The following is a 16,018-nucleotide window of genomic DNA, read 5'->3' as shown; positions in this document are numbered from 1 at the left end:
CGCACGTTACCGGACGACCGGCAGTTGCCGGTAATGTTGCTGCCACATCAGCACCGAGCCGGCGACCGCCCCGGGCAGGAAGATGAGGTTGGCCAGCGGTATCCAGGTTGCCGCCAGCACCCAGCCGCCAAAGGTCAGTGTCGGCCACCAGCGGGCGCGAAGACGCCGGCGCATGTCCTTGAAACTGACCCGGTTGTTGTCCATCGGATAATCGAGATAGGTGATCGCCATCATCCAGGCGGAGAACGCCGCCCACAGAAACGGCATGATCAGGTTGAGGCCGGGCACGAAACCGAGCGCGAACAGCAGCGCCATGCGCGGCAGGATGTACCCCAGCTTGACCAGCTCTCGGCCCAGCGAGTCGATGGCCGTGCGCGTGAAGCCGCGGTCATCGCTGGGCGGCTGCCCGGTGACACGCAACTCGACCTTCTCGGCAAGGAAACCGTAGAACGGCGCCGCGATCAGGTTGGAGACCAGGGTGAAGGTGAAGAACACCACCACGACCAGGCTCAGTACAAGCAATGGCCAGATCAACCATTCCAGCCATTCCAGCCAGCCCGGCACCTTGAGCATCCAGTAGTCGATCCAGCCACCGAAATTGTTGAGCAGATAGACGATGGTACCTGCGTACAGGATCAGGTTGACGAGCACCGGCATGAAGACGTAGCGGCGCAGGCCCTTCGACAATACCAGCCGGGTTCCCTGCGCCAGGGCGCCAAACGCGTTGAGCATATGAGCCTTTTCCGTTGCGAAAAGGCCTAACTCTTATGCTTGCCGACCTGATCGTCAAGCTTGTCGCTCGCCGTATGGCGCACATCGAGCCCCTTGACCAGGTAAATGACATATTCGGCCAGGTTGTCGGCGTGGTCACCGATGCGTTCCAGCGCCCGCAGGATCCACATCACGCTGAGGATCGAACTGATCGAGCGCGGGTCTTCCATCATGAAGGTCATCAGCGAGCGCATGGCGGTAGTGTATTCGCTGTCGACGGTGTCGTCCTCTTGCGCCACCTTGACGGCCAGCTCGATATCGAAACGCGCGAAGGCAGTCAGTGCGTCGCGCACCATGCGCCGGACGTGCTCGCTGATGTGGCGAACCTCGACGAAGCCGCGCGCATTGCGTCCGGCTTCCACCAGGGCCAGGGCGTTGCGGGCGATCTTGCTGGCCTCGTCACCGATGCGCTCGAGATCCGAGGTGGCGCGGATTACCGCCAGCACCAGACGCAGGTCGGACGCCGCCGGCTGGCGACGGGCCAGCACGCGAGTCGCTTCCTCGTCGATCTTGAGCTGCATGTCGTTGACGGCCTGGTCGTTGTCGCGCACGCGCTCGGCCAGCCGGCTGTCGCCTTCGAGCAGGGCCTCGATGGCATCCTGGACCTGCTTCTCGACCAGGCCGCCCATGGCCATCAGGTGGGTCTTGAGTTCCTCGAGTTCATGGTTGAACTGCTTGGAAATGTGCTGGCTGTGAGTATCGCTGGTGATGTCCATGTCTGACTCCTCGACCGCAGGATTAGCTCATGCGGCCCGTGATGTAGTTTTCGGTACGCCGTAGCCGGGGGTTGGTGAACAGGTTGTCGGTGGCGGCATATTCGACGAGTTCGCCATCCTGCAGGAAGGCCGTGTAGTCCGAGACCCGCGCCGCCTGCTGCATGTTGTGCGTGACCAGGACCAGGGTCAGCCGCGACTTGAGCGAACGAATCAATTCCTCGATCTTGAGGGTCGATATCGGATCGAGCGCCGATGCCGGCTCGTCGAGCAGCAGCACGTCGGGCTGTACCGCCAGGGTCCGGGCGATCACCAGACGCTGCTGCTGGCCGCCGGACAAGGCCCAGGCCGACCCGTGCAGGCGATCCTTGACCTCGTCCCACAATGCCGCCGAGTCGAGTGCCCACTCGACGATTTCGTCGAGCACGCGCTTGCGCTTGATGCCCTGCAGACGGACACCGAAGGCCACGTTGTCGTAGATCGACATCGGAAAGGGGTTGGGCGTCTGGAACACCATGCCCACCCGCCGACGCAATTCCGCCACGTCGACCTGCGGGGCATGGATATCCTGGCCTTCCAGGCTCACCCGCCCCTGCCGACTGACGTCCTCGTTGAGATCGTGCAGACGGTTGAGCACACGCAGCAGGGTCGACTTGCCGCAGCCTGAGGGGCCGATGAACGCCGTTACCCGCTGGCGCGGGATGCGCAGCGTCAGATTGCGCAATGCCTGTTTGCCATCGTAGGCCAGGCACAGCCCCTCGATCTCGAAGCAGCTGGCCGTGCTGGCAAAGTCCGTCACTGCCGCTGATGCCGATGTCACTCGGGATGGCAAGGTGGCTGACAACGTCGAATAACCTCTTAACGCTCCGGAGCACGATGACGTGCCCGCAGATGATGACGCAGAAATATTGCAGTTAGGTTAAGCACCACGATGACCACGACCAGCAGCAGCGCACTGGCATACACCAGCGGCAGGGCCCGCTCGACATCGCCGCCCTGAAAGCCGATGTTGTAGATATGGTAGCCAAGGTGCATGAACTTGCTATCAAGATGCAGGAAGGGGAACTCACCGTCCAGCGGTAGCTGGGGCGCCAGCCGTGCCACGCCTACCAGCATCAGCGGCGCCACCTCGCCGGCGGCACGCGCCACCGCCAGGATCACACCGGTGAGCATGGCCGGTACGGCCATGGGCAGCACGACCCGGCGCAGCATCTCGTAGCGGGTGGCACCCAGCGCCAGCGCGCCTTCACGCTGCTGGTCGGGAATCCGTGCCAGGCCCTCCTCGGTGGCGACGATGACCACCGGCAGGGTCAGCAGGGCCAGGGTCAGCGATGCCCACAGCAGGCCGCCGGTGCCGAAGGTCGGCGACGGCAGCCGCTCGCTGAAGAACCAGCTGTCGAGCTGGCCACCGATGCCATAGACGAACACCCCGAGGCCGAACACGCCGTAGACGATCGACGGCACGCCGGCCAGATTGCGCACGGCGATGCGCACCAGGCGGATCAGCGGCCCCTGGCGGGCCACCTCGTTGAGGTAGACGGCGGCCAGCACCCCAAAGGGCGTGACGATCAGCGACATCAGCAGCACCATCATCACCGTGCCGAAGATGGCCGGCCATACGCCGCCTTCGAGACTGCCGGCGCGCGGTCCCTCGCTGAGAAACCGACCCACGCCGCGCCCCCAGTGCAGCAGTCTGTCGACCCAGGACATGGCATTGGGCCGCCAGGCCGCCAGCACCCCGGCCAATGGCTGTTCCAGCCGCTGGCCATCGACGCTCTCGAGAATCAACGCATCCCGTGCCAGGGCGGTATCGAGCGCATCCAGCCGTTGGCGGGCCGCCTCCCACTGCTCGGTCAGTGTCTGCTGCCGTGCCGGGTCCAGCGCTTCTGAACTACGCAGCGCCGCCAGACGCCTCGCCAAGGGGGCGATCACGTCTTCGCTCAACTGTCGGCGTTGTTCGCGTAGCGCCTCCACCCGCGTCAGTCTTTCGCGCAGGACATGCCAGGCCTCATCGCTTGCCGCAGGCAACGGCACCGCGTCGCCTGCCGCACGGAGCGCCACCAGCCGTCCCAGAAATTCTCCCCAGTGCTCGCGCTCCAGTACCAGCAGGTCGTCGGGATACCGGCGAGTGTCGATGGCACCGGCACCCACCCAGCGCCAGTAGCTGCCGTCGAGGTCGCGGTTGCCGGTGCGGTAGAGCACGTCAACCTGGGGATCGCCGGCGATACGTTCCTGGCGCACCCGTTGCCCGGCAAAGCGCTCCCCGGATTCCAGCGTGACGACCTCGACCGGCGCCGGCCAGAAATGCGCCAGCCCCCGACTGCCAAGCAACACCAGCAGTGCCAGCAGCGCCAGCAGCGACAACGCCACGCTGCCCGCCGCCAGCCATGGCCAGCCTCCTTCACCCTGCCGGCGCCATGACGTCATGTCCCACTCCCCAGATGACGGTAACGACGCTTGAGACGCAGGCGCACCACCTCGGCCAGCGTATTGACGCAGAAAGTGAACACGAACAGCAGCAGGGCACTCAGGAACAACAGCCGATAATGGGTACTGCCCACCGCTGCCTCGGGCAGTTCGATGGCCAGGTTGGCTGCCGCCGAACGCAGGCCCTCGAAGGGATTCCATGACATCAGTGCCGTGTTGCCCGTCGCCATCAGCACGATCATGGTTTCACCGACGGCACGCCCGGCACCGATCATCACTGCCGAGAAGATGCCCGGGCTCGCCGCCGGCAGCAGCACGCGCCACAGCGCCTGCCAGCGGGTCGCGCCCAATGCCTGGGCACCTTCGCCCAGGCTGCGCGGCACCCCGGCCAAGGCATCCTCGGCCAGGGCATAGATCGTGGGCACCACCGCGAAGCCCATCGCCAGGCCCACGATCATGGCGTTGCGACTGGCGTAATCGAGCCCCAGCCGGGTTTCCAGCCAGGCTCGCAGGTCGCCACCGAACACCAGCGCCTCCAGGCTCGGTGCGCTGTACATGGCCAGCCACACCAGCAGCGCCAGCCAGGGCATCAGCCAGATCCCCGCCCAACCCAGCGGCAATCGAGCACGCAGGCCATGCGGCAGACGTGCCCAGAGCGCTCCCGCCAGCAGCATGCCCAGCGGCAGGATCACGGCCAGAGCCAAGGCCCCGGCCAGGTGCCGCTCGACGTAGGGGGCCAACACCAACCCGGCCACGAACCCGATGACCACGCCGGGCAACGCCTCCATCAACTCGAGCGTCGGCTTGATGCGTGTGCGCAAGTGCGCCGACATGTAGACGGCACTGTGCACGGCGGCGCCCAGGGCCAGCGGAATCGCGAAGACGAGCGCCCAGGCCGCTGCCTTGAGCGTGCCCCAGGCCAATGGCGCCAGTCCGAAGCGGGTTTCGCTCTCGACGCCGCCGGTCGCGACCTGCCAACGATGCAGCGCTTCGTCATGGCCTTCGTAGAGCACCGGCGTCCAGAGCGTTTCCCAGCTCACCTCGGCATGTTCGGCGGTGATGGCTAACCGGGTCAGGCCCATGTCGCCGAGCCACCACAGCGCGCGACCATCGGCGGTAAAATCCACCGCTCGCGGAAGGCCGTCCGGCGTCTTGCCTCGCCAGCGCTGACCGGCCAAGGCCTGATAGAGCGCCAGTCCGCCATCGGCACCGATGGCCAGGGCCAGGCGACGCTCGGGAAACGCCAGCAACCCGATGACCGGCGCATTGTCCATGCCGCGGTAAGGTTCGGCAGCAACCAGCGGTGCCGCCTCGCCATGCGTATTCAGCCAGCGACGTATCCCCCCGCCGCTGTCGCCGACCAGCAGGGTCTCGCCACCGACCAGGTAGGTCATCGCAGTGATTTGTCGATCCGCGCTCACCGCGGTCAGTTGCCCCAACGACCGTGGCTCGGATGCGGCCAACGACCAGACCGACAATTGTGAATCGTCGGCGAGCACCAGACGATCCCCCCCCAGCGCCAGGTGCGAGGCGCGTTCCGCCAGCGCATGGCGTCGTGCCGTATCGGTCGCACCGCGCTTCATGATGATGGCGACGTCGTCTGTGTCGCTGCGGCCGGCCAACAGCCAGCGTTCGTCGTCGTTGCCCTGCATGACCAGCTCGTCGACCGGCTGTCCGGCAAACAGGGCGTAGCGGCTCGCCTGCGACCATCTCGGGCGCGCATCGTCGCCACGCGGCACCAGGATGACCTCGCCTTGGCTCAGGCCCAGGGCCAGCCACCGCGATGTGTGTGCCGTACTGACAATGGCCTGTTCCTGCCCCAGCCTCGCCACGGGCGCGAGTGTCTGCGACGGGGAGCCTTGCCAGACTGTCCCGTGCGAATCCAGCAAGGTGATCTGCGCCGGGCCATCAACCTGCATCCAGGCCACCTCATCCTGTTCGCGGTTCAAGGCAAGCGGTGACGTCTCGGCATCGACGCTTGCCGACGTGAACAATGGCGCCACTTCCAGCGCCAGAAACACACCGATCGCCAGCACGGCGGCAATGACGCCGATGCCGCCGGCGCTGATCAACAGCGTCGCCAGGCGGTCGCGCGACTGGCGCAGCCGACGGCGCAGGCCCAGGGCAGGCGTGGAATGATCGATCATGGCTCAGCGGTCCGTCACTCAAGCATGGAGCAGCACTTTACGACAATTTCATGTCAGTCGGATGACATGGGTTCCGGTGATGTGTCCAGGCCCAGCGCATGTCGGGCCTGGACACGTGTCTCCTCGGCCAGTGGCACGAAGCCCGCCTCGCGCACCAGCGCTTGTCCTTCGCCCGACAGCACCAGGTCGAAGAAGGCCCGCTCCAGGGGCGGTAGCCGTTCGCCGGGCGGCAGGTTGACATACAGATAGAGGGGACGCGCCAGTGGATAGCGGCCACTGATGGCCGCCGCCATGGTCGGCGAGACACGTTCGCCCCGGGCATCGATCAGCGCCAGCGGCTTCACGGCGCCGGTCACGTAGCCCATGCCCGCATAGCCGATGCCGGCCGGGCTTTCCGCCACGGCCGCCACGACGGCCGAGGAACCCGTGTACTTGTTGACCTGGGGTCGAAAGTCACCATGGCACAGCACGTCGCGCTTGAAGATGGCGTAGGTACCCGAGGCTGCAGTTCGGCCATGCAGATCGAAGCGTCGATCCCGCCAGCGCCCCGTCAACCCCAGGTCTCCCCAGCGCGTCAGCGCCCGGGACGCACCGCAACGATGCGTGTCCGAGAACAACGCATCCAGTTGTGCCAGGCTGATGGCCTCCAGTGGATTCGTGCGGTGCACGAAGACGGCCAGGGCATCGATGGCGACGGGCACCACCAACGGCGCGTAGCCATAGCGTTCGATGAAGGCATCCCGTTCGCTCGACGTCATGGGACGTGACATCGCGCCAACCCGGCTGGTGCCCTCCACCAGCGCCGGCGGCGCCGTCGCCGACCCGGTGGCCTGCAATTGCACACGCACCCCGGGATGCTGCCGCTCGAAGCGTTCCCCCCAGGCTATCATCAGCTCGGCCAGGGTATCCGAACCGGTAATGTCCAGGTTGCCAGCAACGATCGCCAGGCGCTCGGGCTGTGCCTGGGCCGGGAGTGACACGACCAGCCAAGCCAGCAGCACCCACAAGCCCGGCAAGCGACGATCGACCATGATTGCCTCCGTAGATGGTTCGCCACGACGACCTATGGCCGATGACCATGGCGAGGGTTAAGATGGCCGCATTTCAGTGTGACAATAACAACCGTTGGGAAGCGAGCCGATCATGACCGACCTCGATGACGTACCCGCCCCGCAGGGCGACCTGACGCTCAAGCTGCTGGCCACCGGCCAGGACACCAATGTCTATGGCGACATTGCCGGTGGATGGCTGGTCAACCAGATGGACCAGGCGGCCGAACTCTGTGCCGGGCGGCTGGCGCACGGGCGCACCGCCACGGTCGCCATCGAGGCCATGGATTTCCTGTGCCCGGTACGGGTTGGGTCCGTGGTCAATGTCTTCACGGCGGTGCGCGACATCGGCCGCAGCTCGATCAAGATCGATGTCGAGGTGTGGATACGTCCGCCCCACGAGCGCAGCCCCGACGAACTCTACAAGGTCACCGAGGCACGCTTCGTGATGGTGGCGCTGGACGACAACGGGCGCATCCGCGCCGTCCCGGCACGATAAGCGCCCCGCCATCCGGCATGGCGCTCGTCGCTTGCCTTACCTCACCATTTCGCGGTTCTTCAGATACGCGAACTCACCGACATCGGTATAGGCCTTCACGAACTGCTGGAACTGGCGATAGGAATCGTAGATCTTCTTCGAGGCGGGGTCGTTGCCGGTCTGCTCCTCGAGAACCGCCTGTGAGGCCTCCGCCAGTGCCTTGACGACATCGTCCGGCAACTGCTTGAGCTGGACGCCGTGCTCATCGACCAGTGCCTTGAGCGCTTCGGCGTTGCGGTAGGTAAATTCATCGATCATCGCCAGGTTCGCCGAACGTGCCGCCTCGGCCACCACCGCCTTGAGGTCGTCGGGCAGCGAGTTCCAGGCATCCAGATTGACGGTGCCTTCGAGAATCGCACTGGGCTCGTTCCACGCCGTGGTGTAGTAATAATCGGCGACCTGATGCAGGCCGAAGGCCAGATCATTGTAGGGGCCGACCCAGTCCGCGGCATCGAGCACACCGGTCTGCATCGAGGTGAAGATCTCCGAGCCCGGCATGTTCACCGCCGTGGCGCCGATGCGGTTCATGACCTCGCCCGCCAGACCCGGCAAGCGAATCTTGAGCCCCTGCATGTCCTCCAGCGAGTTGATTTCCTTCTTGAACCAGCCGGCCATCTGCGTCCCGGTGTTGCCCACCGCGAGCGGCTTGAGGTTATGTTCGGCGTAGAGTTCGTCCCACAGCTTCATGCCGTCGCCCTGGTACAGCCAGGAGTTGGTCTCGGTGGTGTTCATGCCGAACGGCACGGCGGTGAAGAACTGCGCCGCCGGGACCTTGCCGCGCCAGTAGTAGGATGCGGAATGGCCCATCTGCGCCGTGCCGCTGGAAACGGCATCGAAGACCTCGAGCGCCGGTACCAGTTCCCCGGCGCCATACACGTCGACCTGCATGCGTCCGCCGGACAGCTCACCGATACGCTTGGCGAAATCGTTGGCGCCGGTTCCCAGGCCAGGGAAGTTCTTTGGCCAGGAGGTGACCATCTTCCAGCGAATGGTGTCTTGGGCACGGGCCGTGGAAACGAAGGGAGCGGCGACGGCACCGACCGCGCCGGCACCGAGAACGGAAAGAAACTTGCGGCGTTGCATGCGAACGTGACTCCTGACAAGCGTTTATTATGTTCCGAAACGGAAAGCATGTGTCCAAAGCGCCCGGCGACAGCCTCGCCGAACCTGCAATCAAGCCGAACAGTATGCGTGAAGGCTGAATTGACCGGCAAGGCGCCGCAATCGGCTCAAGACGATTTTTTATCGCCGTCGCGCAGGCGGTTGCCATGGCGTACCAGCCAGTAGCAGACTCCCAGGCCGAGCACGCCCGCAGCAAGGCCGAATATCTTCATGGGCTCGATGGCATCGAGGTCCATGACCATGAACTTGCGCACTACGGCCATGATCGCGATCAGCACCACGATCTCGACATGGATGAAGCCGCCACGCTCGCTCATGGTTCGCACGATGGAATTGTTGAATTCCATGGCGATCAGCACGGTCAGTATCATGTCGAAGACCGCTTGGAACACGCGGTAATCGAAGGGATCGCGAGTCTGGACGAACAGCAGGTCGAAGACGTGCAGGACCAGATAATAAATTGCCACCAGCACCACGCCGCTGATGGCCACGGTCAGGACAAGCGACACCAGACGCTCGAATCGTTGATAACCGGAAAGCTGCGACCAGCTATCGAGCAGTTCGGGAAACCATTTTCTCATGGCAGTCGCCTCAGAGTGGAGTTAGCTTGGCGAAGCCCAGCACCAACCACTTGTCGCCCTCGCCCTCGAAGCTGACCTGGACCCGGGCGCGTTCCCCCTGCCCTTCGGCATTGAGGATGACACCCTCACCGAACAGCGGATGGCTGACCCGCTGGCCCAGCGACAATGATGGCAGGTCGTCGCCCGCCGAGACCGAACTCTGCTGTGACAGGCCATGCCCGGGACGCGTCGCGGTGACCGGTCGCGAGACCTGGCCACGCAGGCGGACTTCCTCCAGCAGTTCCTCGGGCAGCTCGCGCAGAAAGCGCGACGCACGTTGAAAGGTTTCCTTGCCATGCAGGCGGCGCAGTTCGGCGTAGGTCAGGTAGAGCTTGTGCATGGCACGGGTCACACCGACATAGCATAGCCGACGCTCTTCCTCGAGACGGCCGGGCTCCTCCATCGACATCTTGTGCGGAAACAGGCCTTCCTCGACGCCGGCGATGAACACCACGGGGAACTCCAGGCCCTTGGCGGAGTGCAGCGTCATCAGTTGCACGCCATCCTCGAATTCGTCGGCCTCGTGGTCGCCGGCGTTGAGTGCCGCCTCGGCCAGGAAGGCCTCCAGGGCCGCCATGCCCTCGCCGGCTTCCGGCAATTCGAAGACATCGCCCTGAGTGAAGGCGCGCGCGGCCGTGACCAGTTCCTCGAGGTTCTCGACCCGTGCCTGGCCCTTTTCGCCCTTCTCGCTGCGGTGATGCTCGACCAGCCCCGACATCTCGTTGATGTGATCGATGATCTCGTGAAGCGACATGCCGGCCGTGTCGTTGTCGAGCCGTTCGATGAGGTTGGCGAAGGCGGTCAGGGCATTGCCCGCGCGGCCCTTGCAGGTGCCGTCGCTGACGCTGTCGTGCAACGCCTGCCACAGCGAGATGCCCCGGTCGCGGGCGCGCTCGCGCAGGATCTCCACGGTACGCGTGCCGATGCCGCGGGCCGGCACGTTGATCACGCGCTCCAGCGAGGCATCGTCCTCGCGGTTGAGCAACAGCCGCAGGTAGGCCAGTGCGTTCTTGATCTCGAGGCGCTCGTAGAAGCGCTGCCCGCCGTAGATACGGTACGGCATGCCCTGGCGGATCAGGGTTTCCTCGATGACCCGTGACTGGGCGTTGGAGCGGTAGAGGATGGCGATCTCGCGACGGTTGAAGCCCTCGTCGACCTTTTCCTTGATGGTGTCGACGATGAAGCGTGCCTCATCCAGGTCGTTGAAGCCGGCATACACCGAGATCGGCTCGCCCTTGGCGCCGGCCGTCCACAGTTCCTTGCCCATGCGCCCCGCGTTGTGGCTTATCAGCGTATTGGCGGCGTCGAGAATGGCGCTGGTCGAGCGATAGTTCTGCTCCAGGCGTACCGTGCGCGTGTTGGGGAATTCCTGCTCGAAGCGGCGGATGTTCTCGACCCGCGCCCCGCGCCAGCCGTAGATTGACTGGTCGTCGTCGCCGACCACGGTTAGCCCGGCACTGTCGCCGGCCAACAGCTTGAGCCAGGCGTACTGCAGCGTGTTGGTGTCCTGGAACTCATCGACCAGCAGGTGGGCGAAGCGCTCGCGATAGTGCGCCAGCAGGCGCGGGTTGTCGCGCAGCAGTTCGAGGCTGCGCAACAGCAGCTCGCCGAAGTCGACCAGCCCGCCGCGTTCGCAGGTCAACTGGTAGCGCTCGTAGAGTTCGACCATCTGGCCCATGTAGGCGTCGCCGTGAGTCTGGACCTGATGCGGACGCAATCCTTCCTCCTTGCAACTGGAGATGAAGTACATCACCTGGCGCGGCGGGTAGCGCTCGTCATCGATGTTGTGGTCCTTGAGCAGGCGCTTGATCAGTCGCAACTGGTCATCGCCATCGATGATCTGGAAGTGCTGGGGCAACCGTGCATCCTGCCAGTGGGTACGCAGCAGGCGATGGGCAATGGAGTGGAAGGTGCCGACCCAGATATTGCGCAGCGACAGGCCAAGCAGCGCCTCGAGACGCGTGCGCATCTCGCGGGCCGCCTTGTTGGTGAAGGTCACGGCGAGGATGGCATAGGGCGAGAGACGCTCGACCTGCATCAACCAGGCGATACGATGCACCAGCACCCGGGTCTTGCCCGAACCGGCGCCGGCCAGTACCAGCATGTTGCCCAGCGGTGCACTGACGGCCTCGCGCTGGGCAGGATTGAGATCGTCGAGCAGCGACGAAACGTCGCCAGGAGATACGTCGTTCATGCAACGGCTGTCGGCGTGTCGAAATGGACGCTCAGCTTACCATAACCCATCTCTTCGACGCTGACGCCGTTTCATTGCCCGACGGGCCGAGCGCAAGTGCAGCACGCTTTACTCGGGCTCAGGGAAACGCAACGGGTTCAAGCTTCGCTTCACCGCCTTCAGTTGTTCGGCCAGCCGCGGCCCGCGGGTCTTGGCCACACCCACCGCCAGCACATCGATGAGGACCAGATGGGCAATGCGTGAACTCATCGGCGTGTAGATTTCGGTGTCCTCGTGCACGTCAATATACAGCGGCAACGTCACCTCGGCGGCCAGTGGCGAACCACTCGGGCACAGGCCGATCACGGTCGCCTCGGCATCGCGCGCCATGCGCACGCTGTCGACCAGCGCCCGGGTGCGTCCGGTCTGCGAGATAGCCACCACCACGTCGCCTTCCTTCAATGTCGCCGCGGACATGTTCTGCATGTGCGGGTCGGCATAGGCCGAGGTCGAGATCTGCAGGCGGAAGAACTTGTGCTGCGCATCGAAGGCCACGGCCCCGGACGCGCCAAAGCCGTAGAACTCGACGCGGTTGGCCATGGCCAAGGCATTGATCGCCTTGCTCAGCGACTCGATGTCCAGCCGGTCACGCACCGACAGCAGCGTGCCGACGGTGGAATCGAAGATGTTATGGGAAAACTCGGCCACGCTGTCGCTGTCGTTCATCGAGAACTGGGCGAACTGGCTACCGGTGGCCAGCATCTGGGCCAGGCGCAGCTTGAAATCCTGAAATCCGCTACAGCCCAGGGCGCGGCAGAAGCGCACCACGGTAGGTTCGCTGACCTTGGCTTCGGTGGCCAGGTCGACGATCCGCATGTGGATAACTTCTTCAGGGTTTCGCAGTACGAAGCGCGCCACTTTCTGCTCGGAGCGACGAAAGTGCTCCATGCGGCGTCTCATTTCATCGAACAGGGCACGGCTCACGGTTCGCTCCCGAAGCTTTAGAATGGCATGGCGCAACTGCAGTATGCCCAAAATGAGGGGGCAGGGGGAGATTTTGCACGTCTTGTCGTCAACGTAATGATTTTGTCAACTGGTTTATAGTAAGTAATGACGTGTCGTCAACGACACCTCTTCGCCGAACAGGAGAGTTGATCATGCGTAACGCCGAACCCCTGGCCTCCGTGAAACACGAACTCCTCGACATCTTCATGTCACTGCAAGTGGCCGAGCACGAAGCGCGCAAGAAAAACGCCGCCGTGCGCCACCTGCGGGCCCGACGAGGCATCGAACGTCACAACGAGATCAAGCGGCTGGAAAAGGACATCGCCGACCTGAGCGACGATGTCCCGGGCGAGACGCCCCGAGACAAGGGGCGTCACTGAGCCATCGCCCTAGAGACTGCCGACGAAAACCACGATCACGCCGAGCGGCGCAATGTAACGGGCAGCGAGAGACCACATCGTCGAACCGGCCCCGGAGAGGCCCAGTTCGCGGTGGACACTGTCGCGATCAAGACACCAGGCGGCGAAGACAATCGCCCCGAGACCGGTCAGCGGCAGCATGAACTTGCTGGTCAGCGTATCGAGCAGGTCGAAGGTGTTGAGGCCGAAGAGCAGCGGATCGCTCCATACGTTGAACGACAGCAGCGCGGCAATCCCCAGCGCCCAGGCGCCCGCTCCCGCAACCAGCGCGGATCCGACACGGCCCAGCGGAGACCGCTCCTCGACGAACTCGACCACTGGCTCGAGCAACGAAATGGCCGAGGTCAGTGCTGCAAAGGTCAGCAGTAGGAAGAACATCAGTCCCAGAATGGTGCCGCCGGCCATGCTGCCGAACGCCAGGGGCAACGTGACGAAGATCAGCCCCGGGCCGGAGGCCAGGTCCAGGCCGTTGGCGAACACGATGGGGAAGATCGCCAACCCGGCCCCTAGGGCGATGACGGTATCCATGATCACCACGGTCCGTGCCGTCCTGAGCAGGCTGACATCCTCACCGAGGTAGGAACCGTAGGCCATCATGATGCCCATACCCAGCGACAGGGTGAAGAAGGCATGCCCCAGGGCGGCCAGGACGGTACTGCCGGTCAGCTTGCTCCAGTCGGGATTGAACAGGTAGGCCAGCGCCTCGCCGAAATGTCCGGTGGTCATGCCGTAACCGACCAGGATCAGCAGTAACACCGCCAGAGCCGGCATCATGGTGCGTACTGCACCTTCCAGGCCCTTGGTGACACCGCGGGCGACGATACCGATGACCAGTAGCATGAACACGGAATGCCACCCCAGCATCATGCCCGGGTTGCCCAGCATGCCTTCGAACAGTGCACCGATGCCATCGGCGTCCTGGCCGCTGAAGTTGCCGGTTACCGAGCCCAGCGTGTAGGACAGCGACCAGCCACCGATCACGCTGTAGAACGACAGGATCAGGAACGCGCCCAGCACGCCACTGATACCGACGACGGTCCACAGCCCGCTGCGGCCGTTGAGCCGGGCCTGCTCGGCCATGGTATTTATCGGGTTCTTCTGGCCGCGCCGACCGATCAGCCATTCGGCGACCAGAATCGGCAGGCCGATGAAGGCGATACAGATCAGGTAGATGAGCACGAAGGCGGCCCCGCCACTCTCCCCCACCATGTATGGGAATTTCCAGATGTTGCCCAGGCCAACCGCCGACCCCGTTACCGCAAGAATGAAGGCCAGCCGTGAGGACCAGTGCGCGTGAAGCTGTTTCGACATGAGTTCACCCTGAGAGTACGTGACGTCATCGATCGATCGGATGCAATGACGGCTTGTCTTTGTTGGGTCACGTCTTCCGTGTCGCGGATCGCGCGATACGGACAAGGCATGACAGGATCCTGCAGCCCGAGGTCATCGGTAAATCGCGGGCGAAGGCAAGGCAGAGGTCGCATTCAGTCAACGAAAGCGGGTTGGCTTGCCCCGAATTGCCCGTCGGGCTGCCTGCCGCAGGCAGGATCACCGCCGCGTCGCACCGTCTCACGCTGGTCCGGGTGGGGACCACAGCCTGTGACGATGCACCACGTCTACCGGCCACTGGAAAATACAAGGAATGCCCTTTCCTTCCAGCAAGAATTGCCAAGTAAACGCAAGAAGCCGACAAAACTATCGGAATGTTGCGTTAATGGCCAGCCTCGACGCCGATAGTGACAATAGATTAGAAAAGTGTGTTCTGCCGTTCGCCGGGGAATTCGTTCAAATCCGGTAGACTCGAAGCCGCTGCCAGGCGTGAATAAAGATGCCTGGCCAACTGTGGCGCCTGGCGGTTGTCGGGAGTATGCACAAAAAGAAAAGGGGTTTTCCCCTGATTTATCCACAGGGAAAGGCAGTTAATCCAAGGTTCAAAATAGCGCTCATTGATCGACCAATCGAAGTGGCCAATAAAGCGGATGATGGGGCTCGATGCCGTGGAAAGTACGTGTAATGGACGTTTCGGCTTTTCCTGCTGGGCTCGATAGAGACGCGTATCGTTCTCTGCCGTGGTGGAAAACAGTGGCCTGACGTCGAGCATCACACGATCCACACCATGAGTTATCAACAGGCGGTTGAGCTGCTGCTCGGCCATCCCCTTGTGGAAAAATTCACTGGCACGCACTTCGACGGCACAGGGAATGGACTGGGGCCAGTCGCACAATAATGCCTCGAGCTGCGGCAATTCTTCAGCGCCGAAATCCCGTGGCAACTGGATCATCACCGGGCCGAGCCGATCTTGCAGCGGTGCCAGGCGCTCCAGAAATATCTCGAGATCATCCTTGATGCCGACCAGACGTCTCTCATGCGTCAACTCGGAGGGCAGCTTGAAGCAGAAACGAAAATCGGCAGGTGCCTGGCGCGCCCAGGCATCGACTGTTGCCTGTCGCGGGGCACCGCTATAGAACGTGGTATTGCCCTCGACACTGGAGAAGACTTGGGCATAGTCCTCGAGGAAAGCCTCTGCCGGGGCGTGGCGGGCATACAATCCGCCACGCCACTCGGCATTGGCCCACATCGGCAATCCCAGATGGAGCGGGCGCAATGGCTACTCGACGGTGACCGACTTGGCCAGGTTGCGCGGCTGGTCGACGTCGGTGCCCTTGAGCACGGCGACGTGATAGGACAGCAACTGCAGCGGCAACGTGTAGAGAATCGGTGCCAGCGCCTCGTCGACGTGCGGCAGGCGCAGCACGCGGATGCCCTCGGACTCCGTCAGGTGGACACGCTCGTCGGCGAACACGAACAGCTCGCCGCCACGGGCCCGCACCTCCTGCAGATTGGACTTGAGCTTTTCGAGCAGTTCGTCGTTGGGCGCCACGGAAATCACCGGCATCTCGCTGTCGACCAGGGCCAGCGGCCCATGCTTGAGCTCCCCGGCGGGATAGGCCTCGGCATGGATGTAGGAAATCTCCTTGAGCTTGAGCGCCCCTTCCAGCGCGATCGGGTAATGCGCACCGCGCCCCAGGAACAG

General features: G+C 63.7%; 15 protein-coding genes. 2 read left to right on the top strand and 13 right to left on the bottom strand.

Annotated elements, in window-relative coordinates; all coding sequences use genetic code 11:
- Positions 1-6: 6 nt before the first annotated feature.
- Genes cysZ through BM194_RS18035 form a run of 6 tightly spaced genes read right to left on the bottom strand, consistent with a single transcriptional unit; the run spans position 7 to position 7,089 of the window.
- Positions 7-732 (bottom strand): sulfate transporter CysZ, encoded by a 726-nt coding sequence (gene cysZ, locus BM194_RS18060; RefSeq protein ID WP_092849763.1) that lies wholly within the window; start codon positions 730-732, stop codon positions 7-9.
- Positions 733-758: 26 nt separating this feature from the next.
- Positions 759-1,487 (bottom strand): phosphate signaling complex protein PhoU, encoded by a 729-nt coding sequence (phoU, locus tag BM194_RS18055; RefSeq protein ID WP_092849762.1) that lies wholly within the window; start codon positions 1,485-1,487, stop codon positions 759-761.
- A 22-nt stretch (positions 1,488-1,509) separates the two neighbouring features.
- Positions 1,510-2,283: a phosphate ABC transporter ATP-binding protein PstB gene (pstB, locus tag BM194_RS18050; protein WP_177223465.1), complete on the bottom strand. Its 774-nt coding sequence runs from the start codon at positions 2,281-2,283 to the stop codon at positions 1,510-1,512.
- A 59-nt stretch (positions 2,284-2,342) separates the two neighbouring features.
- Complete coding sequence (pstA, locus tag BM194_RS18045; RefSeq protein ID WP_092849757.1) at positions 2,343-3,911, bottom strand: phosphate ABC transporter permease PstA; 1,569 nt, start codon at positions 3,909-3,911, stop codon at positions 2,343-2,345.
- The gene (locus BM194_RS18040) at positions 3,908-6,058 is read right to left on the bottom strand and encodes an ABC transporter permease subunit (RefSeq protein WP_092849754.1); all 2,151 of its coding nucleotides are present in this window, start codon (positions 6,056-6,058) and stop codon (positions 3,908-3,910) included. Before BM194_RS18040 ends, pstA begins: the two co-directional genes overlap by 4 nt.
- A gap of 53 nt (positions 6,059-6,111) precedes the next feature.
- Positions 6,112-7,089, bottom strand: coding sequence for a PstS family phosphate ABC transporter substrate-binding protein (locus tag BM194_RS18035; RefSeq protein WP_092849752.1), 978 nt, complete (start codon positions 7,087-7,089; stop codon positions 6,112-6,114).
- A 112-nt stretch (positions 7,090-7,201) separates the two neighbouring features.
- On the opposite strand from BM194_RS18035, the gene BM194_RS18030 reads away from it, so the two are divergent.
- On the top strand, positions 7,202-7,606 hold the full coding sequence (locus BM194_RS18030) for an acyl-CoA thioesterase (RefSeq protein WP_092849749.1): 405 nt from the start codon (positions 7,202-7,204) through the stop codon (positions 7,604-7,606).
- A 36-nt stretch (positions 7,607-7,642) separates the two neighbouring features.
- On the opposite strand, the gene BM194_RS18025 is transcribed toward BM194_RS18030, so the two are convergent.
- From BM194_RS18025 to hexR, 4 genes are all read right to left on the bottom strand, one after another.
- On the bottom strand, positions 7,643-8,728 hold the full coding sequence (locus BM194_RS18025) for a TRAP transporter substrate-binding protein (protein ID WP_092849746.1): 1,086 nt from the start codon (positions 8,726-8,728) through the stop codon (positions 7,643-7,645).
- 146 nt (positions 8,729-8,874) lie between these two features.
- A complete protein-coding gene (locus BM194_RS18020) occupies positions 8,875-9,348 on the bottom strand; it encodes a phosphate-starvation-inducible PsiE family protein (protein WP_092849741.1) in 474 nt (157 codons plus the stop codon).
- A gap of 10 nt (positions 9,349-9,358) precedes the next feature.
- Entirely contained in the window at positions 9,359-11,581 is a 2,223-nt protein-coding gene (gene uvrD / locus BM194_RS18015) for a DNA helicase II (RefSeq protein WP_092849738.1), read from the bottom strand.
- A gap of 108 nt (positions 11,582-11,689) precedes the next feature.
- Positions 11,690-12,544: a transcriptional regulator HexR gene (gene hexR, locus BM194_RS18010; protein WP_092849734.1), complete on the bottom strand. Its 855-nt coding sequence runs from the start codon at positions 12,542-12,544 to the stop codon at positions 11,690-11,692.
- A gap of 173 nt (positions 12,545-12,717) precedes the next feature.
- On the opposite strand from hexR, the gene BM194_RS18005 reads away from it, so the two are divergent.
- Positions 12,718-12,945 (top strand): PA3496 family putative envelope integrity protein, encoded by a 228-nt coding sequence (locus tag BM194_RS18005; RefSeq protein ID WP_092849732.1) that lies wholly within the window; start codon positions 12,718-12,720, stop codon positions 12,943-12,945.
- Between the two features lie 9 nt (positions 12,946-12,954).
- On the opposite strand, the gene BM194_RS18000 is transcribed toward BM194_RS18005, so the two are convergent.
- The 3 genes from BM194_RS18000 to BM194_RS17990 all read right to left on the bottom strand — a co-directional run.
- Entirely contained in the window at positions 12,955-14,295 is a 1,341-nt protein-coding gene (locus BM194_RS18000) for a sodium-dependent transporter (protein ID WP_092849729.1), read from the bottom strand.
- Positions 14,296-14,731: 436 nt separating this feature from the next.
- Positions 14,732-15,562 carry a DUF72 domain-containing protein gene (locus BM194_RS17995; protein ID WP_092849727.1) on the bottom strand — a complete coding sequence of 277 codons (831 nt, stop codon included), beginning with the start codon at positions 15,560-15,562 and terminating at the stop codon, positions 14,732-14,734.
- Positions 15,563-15,592: 30 nt separating this feature from the next.
- A partial coding sequence (locus BM194_RS17990) for an SIS domain-containing protein (RefSeq protein WP_143097623.1) occupies positions 15,593-16,018 on the bottom strand: 426 nt, incomplete at its 5' end.

It is taken from the genome of Modicisalibacter xianhensis (assembly GCF_900113605.1).
GTDB lineage: Bacteria > Pseudomonadota > Gammaproteobacteria > Pseudomonadales > Halomonadaceae > Modicisalibacter > Modicisalibacter xianhensis.
The sequence above is the reverse complement of the archived record's forward strand: the minus strand, read 5'-3'. Positions and strand labels throughout refer to the sequence as shown.